15 protein-coding genes and 2 pseudogenes are annotated in these 18,603 nt (G+C 69.7%); 11 read left to right on the forward strand and 6 right to left on the reverse strand.

Going from position 1 to position 18,603, the window contains the following annotated elements:
- Window positions 1-234 precede the first annotated feature (234 nt).
- On the forward strand, window positions 235-1,725 hold the full coding sequence (locus AB0C82_RS31840) for an FG-GAP repeat protein (RefSeq protein WP_362848917.1): 1,491 nt from the start codon (window positions 235-237) through the stop codon (window positions 1,723-1,725).
- A gap of 81 nt (window positions 1,726-1,806) precedes the next feature.
- Here AB0C82_RS31840 and AB0C82_RS31845 read toward each other — a convergent pair whose 3' ends face one another.
- On the reverse strand, window positions 1,807-2,646 hold the full coding sequence (locus AB0C82_RS31845) for a methyltransferase domain-containing protein (RefSeq protein WP_362848919.1): 840 nt from the start codon (window positions 2,644-2,646) through the stop codon (window positions 1,807-1,809).
- Between the two features lie 47 nt (window positions 2,647-2,693).
- On the opposite strand from AB0C82_RS31845, the gene AB0C82_RS31850 reads away from it, so the two are divergent.
- The 5 genes from AB0C82_RS31850 (at window position 2,694) to AB0C82_RS31870 (ending at window position 8,245) form a co-directional block, all read left to right on the forward strand.
- Complete coding sequence (locus AB0C82_RS31850) at window positions 2,694-3,272, forward strand: XRE family transcriptional regulator (protein WP_362848921.1); 579 nt, start codon at window positions 2,694-2,696, stop codon at window positions 3,270-3,272.
- Window positions 3,273-3,383: 111 nt separating this feature from the next.
- On the forward strand, window positions 3,384-4,886 hold the full coding sequence (locus tag AB0C82_RS31855) for an ABC transporter substrate-binding protein (RefSeq protein WP_362849238.1): 1,503 nt from the start codon (window positions 3,384-3,386) through the stop codon (window positions 4,884-4,886).
- Window positions 4,883-6,628: an ABC transporter permease subunit gene (locus AB0C82_RS31860; protein WP_362848924.1), complete on the forward strand. Its 1,746-nt coding sequence runs from the start codon at window positions 4,883-4,885 to the stop codon at window positions 6,626-6,628. The genes AB0C82_RS31855 and AB0C82_RS31860 overlap by 4 nt, the downstream gene beginning before the upstream one ends.
- On the forward strand, window positions 6,618-7,571 hold the full coding sequence (locus AB0C82_RS31865; protein WP_362848926.1) for an ABC transporter ATP-binding protein: 954 nt from the start codon (window positions 6,618-6,620) through the stop codon (window positions 7,569-7,571). Before AB0C82_RS31860 ends, AB0C82_RS31865 begins: the two co-directional genes overlap by 11 nt.
- The gene (locus tag AB0C82_RS31870) at window positions 7,568-8,245 is read left to right on the forward strand and encodes a dipeptide/oligopeptide/nickel ABC transporter ATP-binding protein (protein WP_362848929.1); all 678 of its coding nucleotides are present in this window, start codon (window positions 7,568-7,570) and stop codon (window positions 8,243-8,245) included. Before AB0C82_RS31865 ends, AB0C82_RS31870 begins: the two co-directional genes overlap by 4 nt.
- A 104-nt stretch (window positions 8,246-8,349) precedes the next feature.
- Here AB0C82_RS31870 and AB0C82_RS31875 read toward each other — a convergent pair.
- Window positions 8,350-9,345, reverse strand: a pseudogene (locus tag AB0C82_RS31875) (IS5 family transposase).
- Between the two features lie 182 nt (window positions 9,346-9,527).
- Between AB0C82_RS31875 and AB0C82_RS31880 the strand changes: the two are divergent.
- Together AB0C82_RS31880 and AB0C82_RS31885 are read left to right on the forward strand one after the other, a co-directional pair.
- Window positions 9,528-10,298 (forward strand): hypothetical protein, encoded by a 771-nt coding sequence (locus AB0C82_RS31880; RefSeq protein WP_362848931.1) that lies wholly within the window; start codon window positions 9,528-9,530, stop codon window positions 10,296-10,298.
- 187 nt (window positions 10,299-10,485) lie between these two features.
- Window positions 10,486-10,707 (forward strand): annotated as a pseudogene (locus tag AB0C82_RS31885) (hypothetical protein); the annotation flags it as partial.
- A gap of 17 nt (window positions 10,708-10,724) precedes the next feature.
- Here the strand turns inward: AB0C82_RS31885 and AB0C82_RS31890 are convergent.
- Window positions 10,725-11,768 carry an ISAs1 family transposase gene (locus tag AB0C82_RS31890; protein WP_362849241.1) on the reverse strand — a complete coding sequence of 348 codons (1,044 nt, stop codon included), beginning with the start codon at window positions 11,766-11,768 and terminating at the stop codon, window positions 10,725-10,727.
- 1,787 nt (window positions 11,769-13,555) lie between these two features.
- Window positions 13,556-14,212, reverse strand: coding sequence for an ISAs1 family transposase (locus AB0C82_RS31895; protein ID WP_362848934.1), 657 nt, complete (start codon window positions 14,210-14,212; stop codon window positions 13,556-13,558).
- Between the two features lie 12 nt (window positions 14,213-14,224).
- Between AB0C82_RS31895 and AB0C82_RS31900 the strand changes: the two genes are divergently transcribed.
- Entirely contained in the window at window positions 14,225-14,476 is a 252-nt protein-coding gene (locus AB0C82_RS31900; RefSeq protein ID WP_362848936.1) for a hypothetical protein, read from the forward strand.
- A gap of 223 nt (window positions 14,477-14,699) precedes the next feature.
- Here the strand turns inward: AB0C82_RS31900 and AB0C82_RS31905 are convergent, their stop codons facing one another.
- Together AB0C82_RS31905 and AB0C82_RS31910 are read right to left on the reverse strand one after the other, a co-directional pair.
- Window positions 14,700-15,506: an NmrA family NAD(P)-binding protein gene (locus tag AB0C82_RS31905; RefSeq protein ID WP_362848939.1), complete on the reverse strand. Its 807-nt coding sequence runs from the start codon at window positions 15,504-15,506 to the stop codon at window positions 14,700-14,702.
- 65 nt (window positions 15,507-15,571) lie between these two features.
- Window positions 15,572-16,402 carry an alpha/beta hydrolase gene (locus AB0C82_RS31910; RefSeq protein ID WP_362848942.1) on the reverse strand — a complete coding sequence of 277 codons (831 nt, stop codon included), beginning with the start codon at window positions 16,400-16,402 and terminating at the stop codon, window positions 15,572-15,574.
- A 79-nt stretch (window positions 16,403-16,481) separates the two neighbouring features.
- Between AB0C82_RS31910 and AB0C82_RS31915 the strand changes: the two genes are divergently transcribed.
- Together AB0C82_RS31915 and lpdA are read left to right on the forward strand one after the other, a co-directional pair.
- On the forward strand, window positions 16,482-17,081 hold the full coding sequence (locus AB0C82_RS31915) for a sigma-70 family RNA polymerase sigma factor (RefSeq protein ID WP_362848945.1): 600 nt from the start codon (window positions 16,482-16,484) through the stop codon (window positions 17,079-17,081).
- Between the two features lie 58 nt (window positions 17,082-17,139).
- Entirely contained in the window at window positions 17,140-18,543 is a 1,404-nt protein-coding gene (gene lpdA / locus AB0C82_RS31920) for a dihydrolipoyl dehydrogenase (RefSeq protein WP_362848947.1), read from the forward strand.
- Window positions 18,544-18,603 lie beyond the last annotated feature (60 nt).

Genomic DNA, 18,603 nt, shown 5'->3' on the forward strand with positions numbered 1-18,603 from the left:
GCGCAGTACCGACGGTAGGCCGATACCCAAGAGGCAACAAACCGGACATCGGCCGTTCGCCGCCGGTGCGGCCCGGGCCCGTCTCCCGTGCCTGGCATATGCCGTAGAGCCCTTGTGCCACATGCCGTACAACCCTTGCGAGCCCGGCGCGGTCAAACAGGACGCCAGGAAGGAACGGGCACTTTCCGGCCACCCCCGCACTCGCCCGGCCATCCTTCGTCAGAGGAGCCGCTCGTGCGTACTCGTCGTTCGGCCGCAGTTGCCGCGGCCTCATTCCTTCTGCTGACGGGAGCGGCCATCGCCGCCCCCTGCGCCTATGCCGGAACCCCCGGCGCGACCCACGCAAGTGACCGCAACAGCGATTTCAACGACGACGGCTACGAGGACGTGCTCATCGGCGCGCCGGGCGGAACCGTCGGCGGGAAGAAGGGCGCGGGGTATGTGACCGTGCAGTACGGATCGTCGTCCGGGATCGGCACCAAGCGGTCGGCGGTCTTCAGTCAGTCCACCTCGGGCGTGGCAGGCGCGGCCGAGGCGGGCGACGGCTTCGGCCGCGCCGTGGCCACCGGCGACCTGGACGCCGACGGCTACGACGACGCGATCATCGGCATCTCCGGGGAGGACATCGGGACCGCCGCGGACGCGGGTGGCATCACCGTCCTGTGGGGCGGGGCGTCCGGGCTGTACGGAGGGAACAGCGTCTGGCTGGAGCCCGAGGAGCCGGCGGCCGGCGAGAAGTTCGGCGGCGCGCTGGCCGCGGGCCGCTTCAGCTCCGACAGCCCGGGGGACCAACTGGCCGTTCTCGACCGCGACGACCTGGATGTGTACAGGTACGACACCTCCCCCCGCCTGCAGTCCGTACCTCTGGAACGCAGGTCCCGCAGCCCCCTCTCCTCGGCTGCGGAGGAGCGCGACATCCTCCCCAAGTCACTGACCACGGGTGACTACGACAACAACGGCCTGGCCGATCTGGTCGTCGGGGGCGTCACGGTGGGCGCCGAACCCGGCCACGGCTGGTCGGTGTTCCTCTCCGGGCAGCCGGAGGGACTGGTGTTCGAACGCCAGCTGCGGGGCGGCCCGGTCGTGGCGTCCGGTGACATCGACGGCGACGGGTACGACGACCTCGTGACGGGCGAGCCGAAGAGTCCCGACGACGGCGGCGAGACGATGACCGGCGGCCTCGTCGGCGTCTATCACGGCAGCGCCGACGGGCCGCTCGGTGTCGACGGTGCGGACAGTCCGCCGCGGTGGTGGACCCAGGGCTCGGCCGGAATCCCCGGGACGCCGGAGCGCGGTGACGGCTGGGGTACCGACCTCTCCGTCGCGGACACCGACGGCGACGGCTACGCGGACGTGGCGATCGGGGCGGCCGGCGAGGACATCGGCACGCTCGCGGACGCGGGCGCGGTGTGGGTGCTGCGCGGCGCGGCCGGCGGGCTGACCGCCACCGGCGTCAGGTCGTGGGACCAGAACTCCACGAACGTGCCGGGTTCCGCGGAGGCGGGTGACCGCTGGGGCGGCCAGGTCAAGCTGACCGACCCGAACAGGGACGGCCGTTTCGGCCTGCTGGCCTCGGCGCCGGGTGAGAACACGGGCGACGGCGCCGTGTGGGTTCTCTCGGCCGGTCCGGGCGGGGTGACGGCCACCGGCTCGTGGTCGTACGGCGGTGGCTCGCTCTCCGCTCCCGCTCCGGACGCGGCCTACGGGGCGTCGATCGACGAGTGAGCCGGGGAGGCGGCGCGCCGCGACGGGCCGGACAGGCCTGCCGCGGCGCGCCGTCCGCATGTGCGCGTACGAAGCCGTGGGTCAGGGCCGCTTGGCCACCCACACCGTCCGGGTCGTGCGTACGGTGAGATCCTCGCGCCGCAGCAGGCTCTCGGGACCGTCACCGTCGAGGAGGGTGTCGAGCGTGGCCAGGTCCGTCTCGTCGACCAGGCCGTCGAGACGCTCGCGCAGTCGTCCCAGGCACACCTGCGCATACCGCCGGGCGGCCTCCGGAAGCGGGGCCCGGAGGTCGACGACGAAGGGCCGCTCCGCCTCCAGGACGAATCCGGCACCGAGCAGCAGGGATGTCAGCTCGCCCTGGCCGTGGTCCCGGCGCAGAGCCGTGTGGACGCGTGCTTCCAGTCCGGCGCCGACGCTGTCGGGCAGGAAGCGGGGGAAGAAGTCCATCTCGGTGACGGCCAGCAGCCCGCCGGGCCGGAGGGTCCCGAACACCTCTGCCAGGACGCGGGCGGGGTCGGCCATGTGGTGCAGGGAGGAGGCCGCCCAGACCAGATCGGCGGTGTCCAGGACAGGCCACGGCGCGTCCAGGTCCGCCTGAACGGTCCGGACACGCTCCCCGAAACCGCGGGCACAGGCCTTGCTCCGCAGGTGGTGCAGCATCAGGGGGGAGATGTCGAGCGCGGTCGCCGCGGCCTCGTCGAAACGCTCCAGCAGGGCGAGGGTGCCGGTGCCGGTACCGCTGCCCAGGTCGAGGATGCGCCGGGGCGGGCGTTCCTCCGTGAGGCCGGCGAGCCATGCCGTCACATCCGACGCGTAGGTGCGCAGCACCTCGGCATCGAGGTCCAGGAGTTCGGCCATCACGGTCTCGCCGGACCCGGCCGCCGTGTGGTGGTGATGGGGGTGGTGTTCGTCGTGCGTCATGGGCCGACCGTACTCCGAGCTTGCGCTACTGGCATACAGTCTTGCGTATGACGCAAGAAACAGATGTGGACACCCTGGTACGCCGTCGCCTCAAGGGCCTGCGACTGGCGCGCGGCTGGTCGCTCGACGACCTGGCGGAGCGCTGCTTCCTCAGCCCGTCCACCCTGAGCCGCATCGAGACGGGCCACCGTCGTATCGGCCTCGACCAGTTGACCTCGCTCGCCCGCGCCCTGGGGACCTCCCTGGACCAGCTGGTGGAGTCCGTCGACGACGGGGACGTGGTGATCAGGCCGCACCAGGACAGGGCGGGCGGAACGACCACCTGGCTGCTGAGCCGGGAGGGCGGACCGCAGGGGCTGACCGTGGCGAAGATGCGCATCACCCAGCAGGCCGACGCGCAGGGGGGCGACGAGCTCGGGGTGCACCCGGGAACGGACTGGTTCACCGTCCTGTCGGGAACGGTCCTCCTGCTGCTCGGCGAGCGGCGCATCCTCGTGCAGACCGGCCAGGCCGCCCAGTTCTCCACGATGATCCCGCACGCACTGAGGGCCCACACCGGGCCTGCGGAGATCCTGGTCTTCCTCGACCACGACGGCCAGCGCACCCACCTCCACCCCTCGGCGTGACGGACGGAGAGCGAGACCCGCAGGCACGTTACTGAACATGATTGTCATAATGCTAGGGTCGGCGCGTCGGCTTCACCCACCTTTCGCATCCCGTTGGGGACACCCTTGCGCCTGCTCGAAAACTCCCGCATATCCCGTCGGGGTCTCCTGTCCACGATCGGTCCGAGTACGGCGGCGGTGCTGCTCACCGGCTGCTTCGCGGCGGCCGGCCCCTCCCCCGACGGCGGTGAAGCGCGGGTCCGCGTCGCGATGATGCAGCCGCCGCGCGCGGGGCTCTCGCCCCTGACGGACGACGCGTTCAAGCTGTCCCGCTGGTCCACCGCCGAGACGCTGACCCGCCTGGACGCGGACGGCAACGCCACGTCCGCGCTGGCCACATCCTGGCAACAGAGCGGCAGGGACTGGACGTTCACACTCCGCGAGGGCGTCACGTTCCACGACGGCACCGCCTTCACCGCGCGCTCCGCCGTGAAGTCGCTGACCGTCGCCGCCACCGCCGCGCCCAAGCCGCGCATCCTCGACGGCGTCTCGCTCACCGTGCGCGCCACCGGGCCCCGCACGGTCACGGTCACCACGGCCACGGCCGATCCGCTCGTCCCCCAGAGGCTCAGCTCCCCGCAGTTGTCGATCCTCGCCGCCAAGGCGTACCGGGGCAGGACCGTCAGCCCGGTGGGCGCGGGCACCGGGCCCTTCGAGCTCGTCGAGCTGCGCGGCACGGCCACGGCGACGCTCGACCGGTACGACCGCTACTGGGGCGGCCGGGCGAAGGCGGCCGGTATCGACGTCAGGTTCGTCCCGGACGGCACCGCGCGGGCCGCCGCGCTGCGCAGCGGTGAGGCCGACATCGTCGAGGCGGTGCCCGTCTCGCAGGCACGCCTCCTGGACCCCGAGCTGATCCACGAGGTGCCGATGCCGCGCACCAACACCCTCTACCTGAACGCCGGGTCGGGGCCGTTCCGGGACGCACGGGTCCGGGCGGCCGCACGCGCCGCCGTAGACGCGCAGCAGATCGTGAAGAGCGTCTACGAGGGCAGGGCCGACGTCGCCGAAGGGCTCCTCGGACCGGCTCTCCCCTGGGCCGCGGAGCTGCGCGGGAAGCCCGCACGGGCGGCCGCCGGTGATCCTCGGGGCGCCCGGATCACGATCGGTACGTTCACCGACCGGGCCGAGCTGCCGGAGGTCGCCCAGATCCTTCAGCAGCAGCTCCAGGCAGCGGGTTTCCGGGTGGAGCTGGAGGTCCGTGAGTACGCCAACATCGAAGCGGACGCCCTCGCGGGGAAGTTCGACGCGTTCGTCCTGTCGCGCGCCACGGTCCTGGATTCCGGGGATCCGGCGGCGTACCTGTACAGCGACTTCGCCGGCGAGGGCTCCTTCAACCTCGCGCAGCTCGCCGACCCCGGCGTCGACAAGGCGCTGATGACCGCCTCGCGGACCCCCACGGGTGACGCCCGGCGCAAGGCGGTCATGGCCGCCGAGGCAGCCGTGCTCGCCACCGACGCGGCGGTGCCGATGCTGCACGAGCGGGTCGTCCAGGGCGACGCGGCGGGCGTCACGGGCGCGGCCCACGACCCGCGCGAGCGCGAACTCGTCACGATCCACACGCACGTCAAGTGAGGACGGCCCTCACCAGGGCGGCCGGACTGGCCGCCGTGGTCGCTCTCGTCGGTCTGCTGCCCTGGCTGTCGGGCAAGGATCCGGCACTCGGTCTGCTGCGGGCCCGGTCGGCGGAGCAGGAGCCGACCGCGGAGGCGCTGGACGCCATCCGCGAGGACCTGGGGCTCGACGCCGGGCCGCTCGGACTGCTGGGGAACTGGGCGGCCGGGCTGCTGCGCGGCGACCTCGGTGTCTCGTGGGTGTCCGGCTCCGACGTCCTGCCGTCGGTGGCGGCCGGACTCCAGGTGTCGCTGGCGCTGATGGGCGCCTCCCTGGCCGTCGCTCTCGTGGTGGGTACGGCTCTCGCCCTGCCGGTGCTCGTACGCGGCCGGGGCACCTCCGGGACGTTCGGGGCGATGCTCGCCGCCGTCCCCGAGTACCTGGTCGCCCTGTTGCTCCTCGTCGTCGCCGGGGTGTGGCTGGGCTGGTTCCCCACCTCCGGCTGGAACGGGCCGTCGTACATGGTCCTCCCCGCGCTCGCGCTCGGGATTCCGGCCGGCGGGCTCCTGGGCCGGCTGGTCGCCGACGCGCTGCCGGACGCACTCGACGAACGCTGGGTGGAACTGTGGCGCGGTGCGGGCGTCAGCCGGCGGGCCGTCACCGCCGCCGCTGTGCGCCGCGTCCTTCCGCCGCTGGTACCGCAGTTCGGTATGGCAGCGGTGGGCCTGACCGGCGGCGCGGTCGCCGTCGAGACGGTCTTCGCGGTGCCGGGACTCGGCCGCACCGCGCTCGGCGCGGCCAGGTCCCAGGACCTGCCCCTGCTCCAGGGGGCGGTCCTGGCCCTGCTGGCACTCGGCCTCCTGGTGGGCGTCGTGTCGGCGGCCGTACGCGCCCAGTTGCTCGGCCCAGCATTGCGCGACGCAGCCCTGACCCTGCCCGTGGCCCGGCCGGTGCGGGTCTCCCCCGTCGTACCGGTCGTCCTGGCGTGCCTGCCGGCCGGGGCGACCGGCTGGGGGCTGCTTCGCGATCCGTACGTCATCGACACGGCCGCGCGACTCGCCGCCCCCTCCTGGTCGCACCCCCTGGGCACCGACGCCCTCGGCCGTGACGTACTGGCGCGGCTCGGACACGGCGCCGGCTCGACCGTCGGCACGGCGGCGGCCGTCTGCCTCCTGGGCCTGGCCATCGGGCTCGCTCTCGGATTCCTGCCCGCCGCCGCGACCGGCCTGGCCGACATCGCCAACGCCCTCCCCCCGGTCATCGTGGGCATTCTGGTGGCGGCGTCCACGGGCCCCGGCGCCGGGGGCGCGGCGCTCGCCGTCGCCCTGATCTCCTGGCCGCCACTGGCCGCGCACGCGGCCGCGCTCACCCAGGAGATACGGGCCTCCTCGTTCCTGGCGGCGCAGAGGGCGATCGGCGCGAGCCCGGCCCGCATCATGGTCCGCCACGTCCTGCCGTCGGTGGCCGCCCCGGTCGCCCGGCACGCGGTGCTCCGCCTCCCGGGCATCGCCCTGGCCCTCGCCTCGCTCGGTTTCCTCGGCCTCGGAGCCCAGCCGCCGTCCCCGGACTGGGGCCTCCTGCTCGACGAGTCCGCCGACTACGTCGAGCGGGCGCCTGTCGCGGCACTCGCCCCCGCGGTCGCTCTGGCGCTGCTCGCCGCGCTCGCCGTGTCCTTGTCGGCTCACACCCGGAGCGGCAGGACGCGCCGCGCACCCGTCCGGAAGGAAGAGGTTCCCGTTGCGGTCCGAACACGTGCGGCCTGATCCTCAGGCGCCCGGCCCTCTGCTCTCCGTCCGTGGCCTGAGCGTGGACTTCGCAGGCGTACCGGCCGTCAGCGGCCTCTCGTTCGACGTGGCCCCCGGTGAAGTGCTCGCCCTGGTCGGCGAGTCGGGGGCCGGGAAGTCGGTGACCGCGCGAGCCCTTCTCGGCATGGCTCCGCGCGAGGCCACGGTCTCCGGGAGTGTGCTGCTGCGTGGTGCACGGGTCACCGCGGCCGACTGGGGCCGGCGTGTCGCACTCGTCCCGCAGGACGCGCTGTCGGCGCTCTCGCCGGTTCACCCGGTCGGTGAGCAACTCGCGCTGGCCGTACGGTCCGTGCGGGGACTCTCCCGGAAGGACGCGCGGTCGCGGGCGCTCTCCGCGCTGGCGGAGGTCGGTATCCCGGCGTCCGGAGCCACCGCCTATCCCCATGAGTTCTCGGGCGGGATGCGTCAGCGTGCCGTGATCGCGATGGCCATGATCAACCGTCCGGAGCTGGTCGTCGCCGACGAACCGACGACGGCCCTCGATCCGGAGACCCAGGACAGGATCCTCGCGGTGCTGGGCGAGCGGTGCACCGCGACCGGTGCGTCCCTCGTGCTGGTCACCCACGACCTCGGCGCCGTCCGGGCCCGTGCCGACCGGATGGCCGTCATGTATGCCGGACGGCTCGCCGAGTACGGTCCGGTGCACCGCGTCCTGGACCGGCCCCTCGCCCCGTACACCGAAGGCCTCCTGGCCTGCCTGCCCACCGCCGCCACACCCCGTAAGTCCCGGCTGCCCGTCATCCCCGGCCGGCCGCCCGCACCCGGCTCCGTCCCTTCGGGCTGTGCCTTCACGCCCCGCTGCCGGTACGCGACCGACCGCTGCCGCACCGAACGGCCCGCGCCCCGTGCCGTCGACGGGCGCGAGGTGGCCTGTCATCTCGATCACCTGGAGTCCCTATGAGCCCCCTGCTCGATGTCCGCGAGCTGGTCGTGCGGTACGGAACGGCCACCGCCGTCGACGGGGTCTCCTTCCACGTGGACTCGGGTGAGACGGTCGGGCTGACCGGTCCGTCCGGCTGCGGCAAGTCGTCGACCGCGGCGGCCGTCCTGCAACTGCGCCGGCCGGACAGCGGTGAGATCGTGTTCGGGGGCACGGAGCTGACCTCGCTGAGCCGGCGGGCGCTGCGGGCGGTCCGGCCCCGCATCCAGCCCGTGTTCCAGGACCCGTACGGTTCACTCAGTCCGCGTCGGCGCATCCGGGACCAGGTCGCCGAACCGATGCGCGCCCAGGGCCGCTGGTCGGCGGCGACCGGCCCCGGCCGGGTCGCCGAACTGCTCTCCCTGGTCGGCCTGGACGACACGTCCGGCGGACGGCTCCCCCACGAACTGTCCGGCGGGCAGTGCCAGCGGGCCGGGATCGCCCGCGCGCTGGCGAGCGATCCCGAACTCCTGATCCTGGACGAGCCGGTGTCCGCCCTCGACCCGTCCCTGCGGGCCGGTGTTCTCAACCTCCTGCTCGAACTGCAGGAGACGCGAGGGCTCGCCTACCTCTTCATCTGCCACGACATGGCGGTGGTACGGCACTTCAGCGACCGCGTCCTGACGATGCACGCGGGCGTACTGACCACGTCCTGATCGCCGAGGCGGCGCCCTGGGCCCGCGTTCGGATCGTGCCGGAACCCGCGAGCCCGGCATGATCCGCACGAAGGGCCGGCCCTAGGGAGTGTTCCAGGTTCAGATCATGTGGTGGGTCGGAGGCTGCGGAGCCAGATGATGCTGCCGCGTAGGTGGAGTCCGGCGAGGTAGCTGGTGGGGGTCTTGTCATATCGGGTGGCCAGTCCTCGCCACTCCTTGATCTTGTTGATGCAGCGTTCGACGGTGTTCCGATCCTTGTAGAGGTGGGGATCGTGTCTGGCTGGTCGGCCGCCGCACGAGCCCTTCTTCTTGCGGTTGTCTACTTGGTCGACCTTCTCCGGGATGACGCCGCGGATGCGGCGTCGGCGCAGATAGGCGCGGTTCGCGCGGGAGGAATACGCGTTGTCGGCGGCGACCGCGCCGGGCCGAGTGCGCGGGCGGCCAACCGGTAGGCGAACCCTGACACCCTCCAGCACCGGGACGAAACGGGGGCTGTCTGCGGCCTGCCCCGGGGTGACGACAAACGACAGCGGCCGGCACCGGCGGTCGGCCGCGAGGTGCGTCTTTGTCGTCAGCCCACCCCGTGAGCGGCCCAGTTCGGCCGCTCGAAGCCGGGCTCCGCGTCGCTGCCGTAAACGCCGACGTTCCTCGCGCGCCACCCCATCGCTGTCCTCGCCCGGCAGAGCCATCGGGGCGCTTTGCCCCTTTCGTGGAGCCCCTTTTCCTCGGCGACGGCCTTCTCCAGCTCGTCCAGCAGCTCGGAGTCGACCACCATTCCGGCCGCATGGTGATGGGCACGCGAGACCGTGGAATCTACGCTGACCAGGTCGAGATCGACCTGCCTGCGGACCGCCGCCTCGGTGATCATCCCGTCCATCAGTGCCCGGAAGGTCCCGGCCACCGCCCAGCGCTGACGCGCCGTAGACAGTCGACCAAGAGCCGTACTCCTGCGGTATGTCCCGCCAGGGGCTCCCTGCCCTGAACCGCCACATCGCACCGTTGAACTGCCGCCGCAGGTCAGGGACCGGGCCGCGCTCACCCACCGGCAAGAACGGCTCAACCAACTCCCACTCGGCATCCGAGAGATCACCACGAGCCATCCTCGACAACTACCAGCCCCAATCGCCCGGCACCGGCAAATCCCGGAATCCAATGATCCGAACCTGAATACTCACTAGTAGTACGTCAGCGAGGCTGAATTTGTTACAGCACACGGGCCGGACCGAGGCCGGTATCCCGGAGCTGCTTGCCAGCGCCCCGATGAGGGCGGGAACATCGCGAGATGGCGTTGACGGAAGCAATTCTCGCGTTGGTGAGCGGGCTGGGTGGCGCTGGCATCGGCGCCGGGGGTGCTCTATGGGTGCAACGGGCGAAGCGTCGCGACGACGCAGTTGCGGCGTCTCTCGCGGCTGAGCGCGCTGAAGCGGCATCTGTTGCTGCTGCTGAACGGGCCGAGAGACAGGCCGCCCTGGCGGCTGAGTTGGCAGAGCGGCAGGCTGTTCTCTTGGCCGACCAGGCAGAGCGGCAGGCCGTTCTCGTAGCTGAGCGGGCAGAGCGGATGGCCGCAGTTGCTGTAAAGAAGGCCGAGGACGCGGCCGCACTTGAAGTCCTTGCAACAGCCCGAGTCGCCTTGCGGGCTTGGTCGGCAAATGCCGAGCGCGTACTGGCTGCTCTGCGTTCGCGGAGCGATGTGGGAGCGTACGAATATAGCGTCCAGGCCATGGCCGAGATGAAGGAATTAACAGCCGCGCTCTTCCGTATTCCACCGCAGGCATATCTCGATGATGACGACGTCAGGCCGACTGATACACGGTCGTTCATTTCGTCCATCGAGCATGTCGCCTTGGCCGTCACTCAAATGGTGTCCTCACCAAATCCTCCTACTGACGGCGACATTTACCTGATGTTGCGGCAGGTGCATAACGCTCGCGACCTCGTGTCGCGCTATTTCCTCAAGGCAGTGGAAAGGGTAACTGGAACTCCTGTTCCGCCGAACCTCGCTCGTCATAGCAGCAACAGATTGCCCCGCCGTCCACGGCCCTTGCAGGAGTAGCTGAGCCACGGCTCGCTGAGCATGTCGCCGCTGGTTCTGGGCCGGACCACCAGCCGGGGCGCTTGCAGTCCTCAGGGGTGGAATCGGCGGCCGCGGGCTGCTGACCAGCCGGAGCGTCACTCGCAGCGGGCGCGGGGGTGCCGATTGCGGTGATCAGGTCCTGCTCTTCCTCGGCCAAGCGGATAGCCTCCCGGAACATCTTGACTTCCGACTCGACAATCGCAAGAAGAAGGGCTCGTGCGGCGGCCGACCAGCCAGACACGATCCCCACCTCTACAAGGATCGGAACACCGTCGAACGCTGCATCAACAAGATCAAGGAGTGGCGAGGACTGGCCACCCGATATGACAAGACCCCCACCAGCTACCTCGCCGGACTCCACCTACGCGGCAGGGTCTTTGAGAAGTGATCTTGTGTCCGGGTTCGTCAGGTCAGTCCGAGGGCGGTGAGGGGCCGCTGGTAGTCACGGCTGGTGCGGCGGAGGGCGGCGGCGATGTTGGTGTGGCCGTCTTGGCGGTGGACACCGATGGCGAGATTGCGCAGGCCGGCCATCACGCGGGGCAGTTGCCAGGTGCGGATCTTGGAGTCGTCCTCGTGGAAGGTGCGGTCGCGGACGTGGTGGAGCTGGTTCTCGATGCGCCAGTGGCCGCGGATCCAGGCGGCGAGTTCGCTGCCGGTGGCCGCGCCGGGCGGCAGGCTCGTGACCAGGTGGATCCGCTCGATAGTCAGCTTGCCGGTGCCCAGATCGCGTCTCCAGCGCACGACTTGGAGGGCCTGGCGGGCGTGCGGGTAGTCGAGGTGGGCGAAGGTGGCGGTCTTCAGTCGGCGGATCTCCTCGCGGTGGTGGGCCCTGGCGCGTTCGTAGTGGTCGAGTTGGATGTCGCGCCAGGGCAGGCGGCGGACCTTCTGATGCAGTTGGGGGTGGTTCTTCTTGACGACGGCCAGGTAGTGGGCCCCGCGTTCGTGCAGGTAGGAGGCGTGGTTGTGCTGGGTGTGCAGGGCGTCGGCGGTGATGACGGCGCCGGTCAGGTCGAGGCCGTTCAGGAGTGGGGCGAAGGCCGGGATCTCATTGCTCTTGCTGTCGATCCGACGTTGGGCGAGGACCTGTCCGTCGTGGGTCATGGCGGCGATCAGGGCAGTGGCCGGCTGTTTTGTGGTGCGGGAGCCGCGGAGTGTCTTGCCGTCGACGGCGATGACCTTCCGTCCCGGGGCCGGGGCCTTGCGTTCCTGAAGGAAGTCGCCGATGGCGCGGTCGAGGGCGTCGCCGTCCGCGGCGGCGAGGACGAGGCGGATGGTCGTGGCATGGGGTGGGCGGATCAGGCCGGTCAGTGGGTCGGGGCGGAACCCGAGCAGAGCCAGGACCCTCTGCGGTGCGTCGGTGACCCATTCGCCGATCGCCGTGATCGAGGCGGCGCCGGCCAGAACAGCGGCGGCCGCAGCGGTGAGCAGGGCCGTCCAAGGGTGACGGATGCCGCGACGGGCCCGTGGGTCAGGAACCGTGGTTCAGATACCTCCGCAGGTCAACGGCTTCCTCCAGCAGAGCTGGGCCGGAGGCGTCCCCCAGTTGCCGAAGGCATGACGGCATGCGGGAAGATGGGTGGGCAGGCATGGACTCGCTCGGTGCTCATACGGACTCGACACCCACATGATCACCAGTGGCCATGCCTGTTCTGCGTCCTGGGTCACCCACCGGCAGAAGTCGACAAGCCGTCACATCGCTTGCACAGCAGGCGAACCCACCCACCTCGGCACTTCTTAAAGGCCCTGCCATCGGAGGAGCCCTGGGGCAGAGGCACAGGCACGGAGGTTGGAAAACGCTCACTGCAGCAAAGTTGCCGGTTGCCGCGCGTCATTCAATGTATGCCAGGATCAAAATATTCCAGGTATCGATCGACGATAAGGCTTTGGTCGCGCAAACTCTTGCGCTGATATCTCAATACGATGCTTCTGAGCTGACCATCCTGCTTGACGTTCCACATGCTAATTACCGTACCTGGCGACGGAATTACATGCGCAGGACTCCTTGCACCGCTGAGGGTCCATATCCCCGGGAAGGGTTTACAAGTGGTTGTGAACTTGCCCTGCCAGCCGGGCGTACGATCTTCTACAGTGACGGAAAGACCATGTGGCCGGGCGAGGTGAATGTCAACGCTGACGAGGTCGCTTGACCAGCGCCCGACCCACTCGTCTTCCTTTCCCTCAGGCACCCGCCTTGCCACATAAATCCATTCTGCCGGTGATGTGGGAGGCAAGAAAGGAGGAAGGGACACAGTGCGCAACTCAAAGTCCGCTTCCATCCTCTCCCAAATTGCGCCAGCGCCGAAGATGAATATCGGGGCCAGGGGGATTCGGTACAGGTCTCCCACCTCGTCGACAGTCGTAGGCGACCCATCGCGACGGGTCTGTGTCAGAGCTAGGCGCAAATCCGAAGGAGGTTCGTTACTGCCTGCCACCGGCTGAAAAGTGCTACCTCCGCTGACCGCCCCGTAACCGTCACCATCGCAGTCTGGTGGCGATATATCCTCCCCTACAAGTATACCCTTACCTCTGGTTGCCCCGAAATAGGGATTATTCCAGTACATGTAGATCATAGCCCGCGGACCGGCGGCGCCACGACGAGTAACGCTGTACTTTGTCCATCCCTCGGTACCCGTGACCAGCGTTCCCGATTCACCCTGAAATGACCCTGAACTCCCCGACGTGATGGTGGCCGGCGGCTCCCATCTTGGAGTCCAGTCCCCCCAACACAGATGAGCAGCGACCAAGTGCAGGTCATGCTCCGCTGTAGAGTTCCTTATGCTGTACCGAAATATACGCGGAGGCATACTATCCTCCATGGGCGCCGTAGTAACATCAGCAGGTATGTACCTGACGCATGCCTTTGAGTGTGCGTAACCTTCAGGCGAGTTGAGTCGACTCCACCTGGCGGTAACACCTACACCTCAATCGAAACCCTCTTCAGAAACCTGTGCAACTGGACTGCAGGCGGTCGGAGGCTTCGTTTCGACCCCGCCCTTCTCGTCAGGGACTTTGCATGTTGCGCTTCTGTCCGGTTGAGCACGTGAGTCCTGGTTGATCACGTCCATCCGAGTGCGGCCAGAGGGCGGCCTGGGTGGCGGGCATGGTGGCGGGTGGCGGCGGCGATGTTGGTGTGGCCGTCCTGTCGGCAGACGCTGATGGCGAGGTTGCGAAGGCTGGCCATCACGCGGGGCAGGCGGCCGACGCGGATGGTGGAAGCATCCTCGGCGAACGTGGTGTCACGGACGTGGTGGAGCGATCCGGGCTCCGGATGCCGCGCCGGGTGGGAGGCTGGTGACGAAGTACAGCCGCTCGATCGTGAGCTTGTTACTGGTCAGGTCCTTGCGCCAGCGCATGACGCGCGGGGCTTGACGGGCACCGGGATAGTCGAGGTGCCGGAACGCGGCTGTCTTCAGGTGACGGACCTCGATCCGGCCCCGGCCCCTGGTGCGGTCCTTATGGTCCAGGGCAACGTCGGCCCACGGCAGTTCCTTCAGCTGTTTGAGCAGGCCGGGATGGTTGCCCTTCACGACAGCGATGTAGTGGATGGCTTGCTCGCACAGCCAGAGGCCGTTCGCGTGCTGGGTGTGGGCGGCGTCCGCGGTGACGACGGCGTTCTCCAGACTCAAGCCGTCCAGAAGAGGGATGAACGCGGGTGTCTCGTTGCTCCTCGTGTCGATCTGCCGCTGCGCGAGGACTGTTCCGGCGTGGTCCATCGCGGCCAGAAGCCACACCGCTTTCCCGTCGGCCGCTCTTGATCCGCGCAGCTGTTTCCCGTCCACGGCGACCGCCTGCCACCGCGCTTTTTCTGTATCTAGGTCAGCGGCTCTGGCCTGCAGAAACGCGCTCACTGCGGCGTCGAAGGCGTCGGCGTCGAGGCGGCCGAGCAGCCGCATGACCGTGGTGGGATGCGCACCGTGACCGCCTTGCTGAACGGGTCGAACGCGAAGCCGAGGGCCAGAAGGACCCAGCGGGGTGCGTCCGCGATCCACTCGGAGATCGCGGTCAGTGATCTCGCACCGGCCAGGACGCTCGCCGCGGCGGTCGCGCGGATCCGGCAGGCCCGCGAGGAAGGAGGCGAGGCGCACCGCGTCGGGCAGCGGCTGCGGTGGCAGGGTACGGGCCAGTTGCTCCAGGCCCGACGGCATAGGAGAAGATGAGACAGCAGGCACGGTCTTCGGTTGTGGTCACGTGAACTCGACACTCACATGATCAACAAGGCCGTGCCTGCACCTGCATCCGGGGCCCTGCAACGCGACATGACGGCCCATCACCGGACAACCTCACCCAACACGCGACCTTGCAAAGACCCTGACCTACGCGGCAGCATCATCTGGCTCCGCAGCCTCCGACCCACCACATGATCTGAACCTGGAACACTCCCTAGAAGCGGTCCGCGTACTGGGCCGTCCACTGCGCGAACGTGCGCGACGGCCGGCCCAGCACCTGCTCGACGGTGTCGACGACCGTCCTGGAGGCGGCGTCGGACGCGGCGTACCAGCCGACGACGTACTCGGCGTCCGCCCGGGACACGCCGGTGGCCAACAGCCTCTCGACAGCCTGTTCGTGCGTTATCTGGACGAACCTCAGATCGCGGCCGGTCGCCCGCGCCAGGATCGCGACGCGTTCACCGACCGTCAGCACTTCGGGCCCTGTGAGGTTGTAGGCGCGCCCCGCGTGGCCCTCGTCGAGGAGTGCGGCCGCCGCCACAGCCCCGATGTCGGCCTCGTGGACGAGTGCGCTGGGGAAGTCGTACGGCTCGCGCACGACCCCCTCGGTCCGGATGGATTCGGTCCAGGTCAGGGCGTTGGACATGAACTCCTGCGGTTCCAGCCGGGTCCACTCCACTCCCGAGTCCTCCACCGCCTTCTCGACCGGCCCCACGCCGCCGCCCCACACCACGGTGATGCGCCGGACACCCGCTCCCACGGCCCGCCGCACCAGTTCGGGCCCGGCCTCGGTGAGCCCTGCCGTGACCGTGATGTGTAAGCGTTCGACTCCGTCGAGGGCGGCGTCCAGGCTTTCGGGTGCCGTGTGCGTTCCGGCCACCACCTCCGCCGCCGCCGGAAGCCGTTGCTCGGCGGCGGCCGGGTTCCGGGTGAGCGCCCGGACCTGTTCTCCTCTGCGGACCAGTTCGGCCACCACATGCCTGCCGGTGTTCCCGGTGGCGCCCGTCACCAATGTCGTCACAGTCGTGCTCCCTTCGTCACCGAGGACGCTAGAACCTCAACTCGACTTGAGGTCAAGCGTGGCCGTCACCGCCCGAGGAACGCCTCGACGGCCGCCACGAAGCGGGCGGGGTCGTCGAGCCACGGGTAGTGGCCCCCTCGCGTCTGCACGAGGAGCGTGGCATCGGGGAAGAGTCCCGCGAGTTCTTCCGCGGCGCTCGGCGGGCTGTTCAGGTCGAACTCTCCGGCGAGCACCAGCACGGGTGACACGCAGGCTCCGAGTGCCGCGCGGACAGCCGCCGGGTCGAACGCGCCGTCGGCGGCGAACAGGGCGACGGCCTCCATGTTGCGCGGCACGCTCGCGGCCTGGTGGGCCCGCGCCGCGTCGTCCCAACGGCCGTACAGGAAGGGCGCGATGGCGTCCCAGTTGCTGCCCGTGCCCTCGGTGATGGCCTCCAGTGCCGGGTACGCGGCGGGGAACCAGGGCTCGTCGTGCCGTGCCCGCGCGAGTGCGCGGCGCGTCCCGCCGGTGATCTCGATGCCGACGGCGCGGGTGCCGGGGGCGACCAGGGCGAGCCGGGCGACCCGGTCCGGGAAGCGAGCCGCGTACTGCGTCGCGAGGTTCGCGCCCGCGGAGTGAGCGAGCAGATCCAGCCGGTCGAACCCCAGATGGACGCGCAGCGCCTCGACGTCGTCCACCAGACGGTCGCAGCGGTACGAGGAGGTGTCCTCGGGCACCGCGGAGCGGCCGGTGCCTCGCAGGTCAAGGGTGACGAGCTGCCGGTACGCCGAAAGGCCGCCCAGTTCCCCGAGATACAGGGAGTCTGCGGGACCGCCGGGGAGGCAGAGAACCGGCGGGCCTTCGCCGGTCCGGCGGTAGGCGAGTCGGGTTCCATCGGGTGCGGCGAAAGTAGGCATGACCGGAACCATGCCAGTCATAACCTGGTTATACAACCCGGTTATGACAGCAGTGTGCCGACGGGTGTATAACCAGGTCGTGGCAGGCGAAGAGCACGAGCAACCGAATACCGACCCGCTGACCGACGAGCAGGCGGCGCGGATGCTCGCCGGTATGAACGAGGTCATCCGCGCAGGCGAGGAGATGCGGCAGCTGCGGACGGAGATGATCCAGGTGTTCGCCGGTCTCGGCTGGACCCAGGACCGGATCGCCCGGCTCACGGGGATGAGCCAGCCCGCCGTGTCCAAACAGGTCGCGAAGTACCGGTCGGGCGATCCGGCTCCTCCGATGGAACTCGCCCTGGACCAGCGGGACGTCCCGTGGCTCGAAGGCCGGCTGTGGGGCCTCGCCGAGCAGATCGCGGAGACCCTCGGGGACACCGCCAGGTGCGCCCACCACGTCCATGCCCTCACCGCGGGGCGGAAGCACTTCACACCCCGGAACGTGGACGCCCTGCGGCGCCTCGTCGAGGAGGACCTGAGAGTCCACGCGACGACACTGCCCGGCGGCTGCCGCGACGCGTACGACACGATCAGCCGCGGGCTCGACCTCCCCGCGAAGGTCACCCCGCCCGCCTCGGCCTCCGTGCGCCGCACCCTGGCCTGCCGGCTCCAACGCGCCCGGCTCCAGGGCCCTTAGGGTGAGGGAGCCGGCGTGTGCCCTCGGCTCCGGATCACCTCGACCCTAAGGACAATTCATGCACGAGCGCTTCGACGTCGTCGTACTCGGTGCCGGCCCCGGCGGTTACGTCGCCGCCATCCGCGCCGCCCAACTGGGCAAGCGGGTCGCGGTCGTCGAGGAGAAGTACTGGGGCGGTGTGTGCCTCAACGTCGGCTGCATCCCCACGAAGGCACTGCTGCGCAACGCCGAACTCGCCCACCTCGTCAACCACGAGGCCAAGACCTTCGGCATCGAGGTCGACGGGACGATCTCCTTCGACTACGGCCAGGCGTTCCGTCGCAGCCGCACGGTCGCCGACGGCCGGGTCAAGGGCGTCCACTACCTGATGAAGAAGAACGGCATCACCGAAGTGGACGGGCGGGGCACGTTCCTCGACGCGAACACCCTCCAGGTGGCCGGGGCGGACGGCAGCACGCGGACCATCGCCTTCGACAACTGCGTCATCGCCACCGGCGCCACCCCGCGCCTGCTGCCCGGCACCGCCCGCAGCGAACGGGTGGTGACGTACGAGGAGCAGATCCTCGCCGACGGTGTGCCGGGGTCGATCGTCATCGCGGGCGCGGGGGCCATCGGCGTCGAGTTCGCCTACGTCCTGCACAACTACGGCGTGAAGGTCACGATCGTCGAGTTCCTCGACCGGGTCGCACCGCTGGAGGACGAGGACGTCTCCAAGGAGCTGGCCAAGCAGTACCGCAAGCTCGGCATCGAGGTCCTGACCTCCACCCGCGTCGAGACGATCGACGAGTCCGGACCCCAGGTCCGCGTCACCGTCACCGGCAAGGACGGCGCACAGAAGGTCCTGGAGGCCGACAAGGTCCTCCAGGCCATCGGCTTCGCGCCGAACGTGACCGGTTACGGCCTGGAGGCGACCGGTGTCGCCCTCACGGAGCGCGGCGCGATCGAGGTGGACGGCCGCTGCCGCACCAGCGTGCCGCACATCTACGCCATCGGTGACGTGACCGCGAAGCTCATGCTCGCGCACGCCGCCGAGGCGATGGGCGTCATCGCGTCCGAGACCATCGCGGACGCCGAGACGATGGAACTCGACTACCGGATGATCCCGCGTGCCACGTTCTGCCAGCCGCAGATCGCCAGCTTCGGCTGGACGGAGGCGCAGGCGCGGGAGCAGGGATTCGACGTGAAGGTCGCCAAGTTCCCCTTCACGGCGAACGGCAAGGCGCACGGCCTCGGTGACGCGACGGGCTTCGTGAAGATCCTCAGCGACGCCAGGTACGGCGAGATCATCGGCGCGCATCTGATCGGCCCCGATGTCACCGAGCTGCTGCCGGAACTGACGCTGGCTCAGCAGTGGGACCTCACCGTCCACGAGGTGGCGCGGAACGTGCACGCCCACCCCACGCTGGGCGAAGCCGTGAAGGAGGCCGTCCACGGCCTCGCCGGGCACATGATCAACTTCTGAGACGGAGCGGGTCGGGGAGCAGGGGCTGGCCAAAGCCGGGCGTGTGCGCGATGATCACGC

Origin of the sequence: Streptomyces sp. NPDC048560 (genome assembly GCF_040650955.1) — a bacterium.
In the GTDB taxonomy this organism is placed as follows: Bacteria; Actinomycetota; Actinomycetes; order Streptomycetales; family Streptomycetaceae; genus Streptomyces.

Coding starts and splice junctions, on each gene's coding strand:
- AB0C82_RS31845 (WP_362848919.1), bottom strand. CDS start 2,646: ATGACGCACGACGAACACCACCCCCATCACCACCACACGGCGGCCGGG.
- AB0C82_RS31850 (WP_362848921.1), top strand. CDS start 2,694: ATGACGCAAGAAACAGATGTGGACACCCTGGTACGCCGTCGCCTCAAG.
- AB0C82_RS31870 (WP_362848929.1), top strand. CDS start 7,568: ATGAGCCCCCTGCTCGATGTCCGCGAGCTGGTCGTGCGGTACGGAACG.
- AB0C82_RS31880 (WP_362848931.1), top strand. CDS start 9,528: ATGGCGTTGACGGAAGCAATTCTCGCGTTGGTGAGCGGGCTGGGTGGC.
- AB0C82_RS31895 (WP_362848934.1), bottom strand. CDS start 14,212: ATGCGGCTGCTCGGCCGCCTCGACGCCGACGCCTTCGACGCCGCAGTG.
- AB0C82_RS31900 (WP_362848936.1), top strand. CDS start 14,225: ATGCGCACCGTGACCGCCTTGCTGAACGGGTCGAACGCGAAGCCGAGG.
- AB0C82_RS31910 (WP_362848942.1), bottom strand. CDS start 16,402: ATGCCTACTTTCGCCGCACCCGATGGAACCCGACTCGCCTACCGCCGG.
- lpdA (WP_362848947.1), top strand. CDS start 17,140: ATGCACGAGCGCTTCGACGTCGTCGTACTCGGTGCCGGCCCCGGCGGT.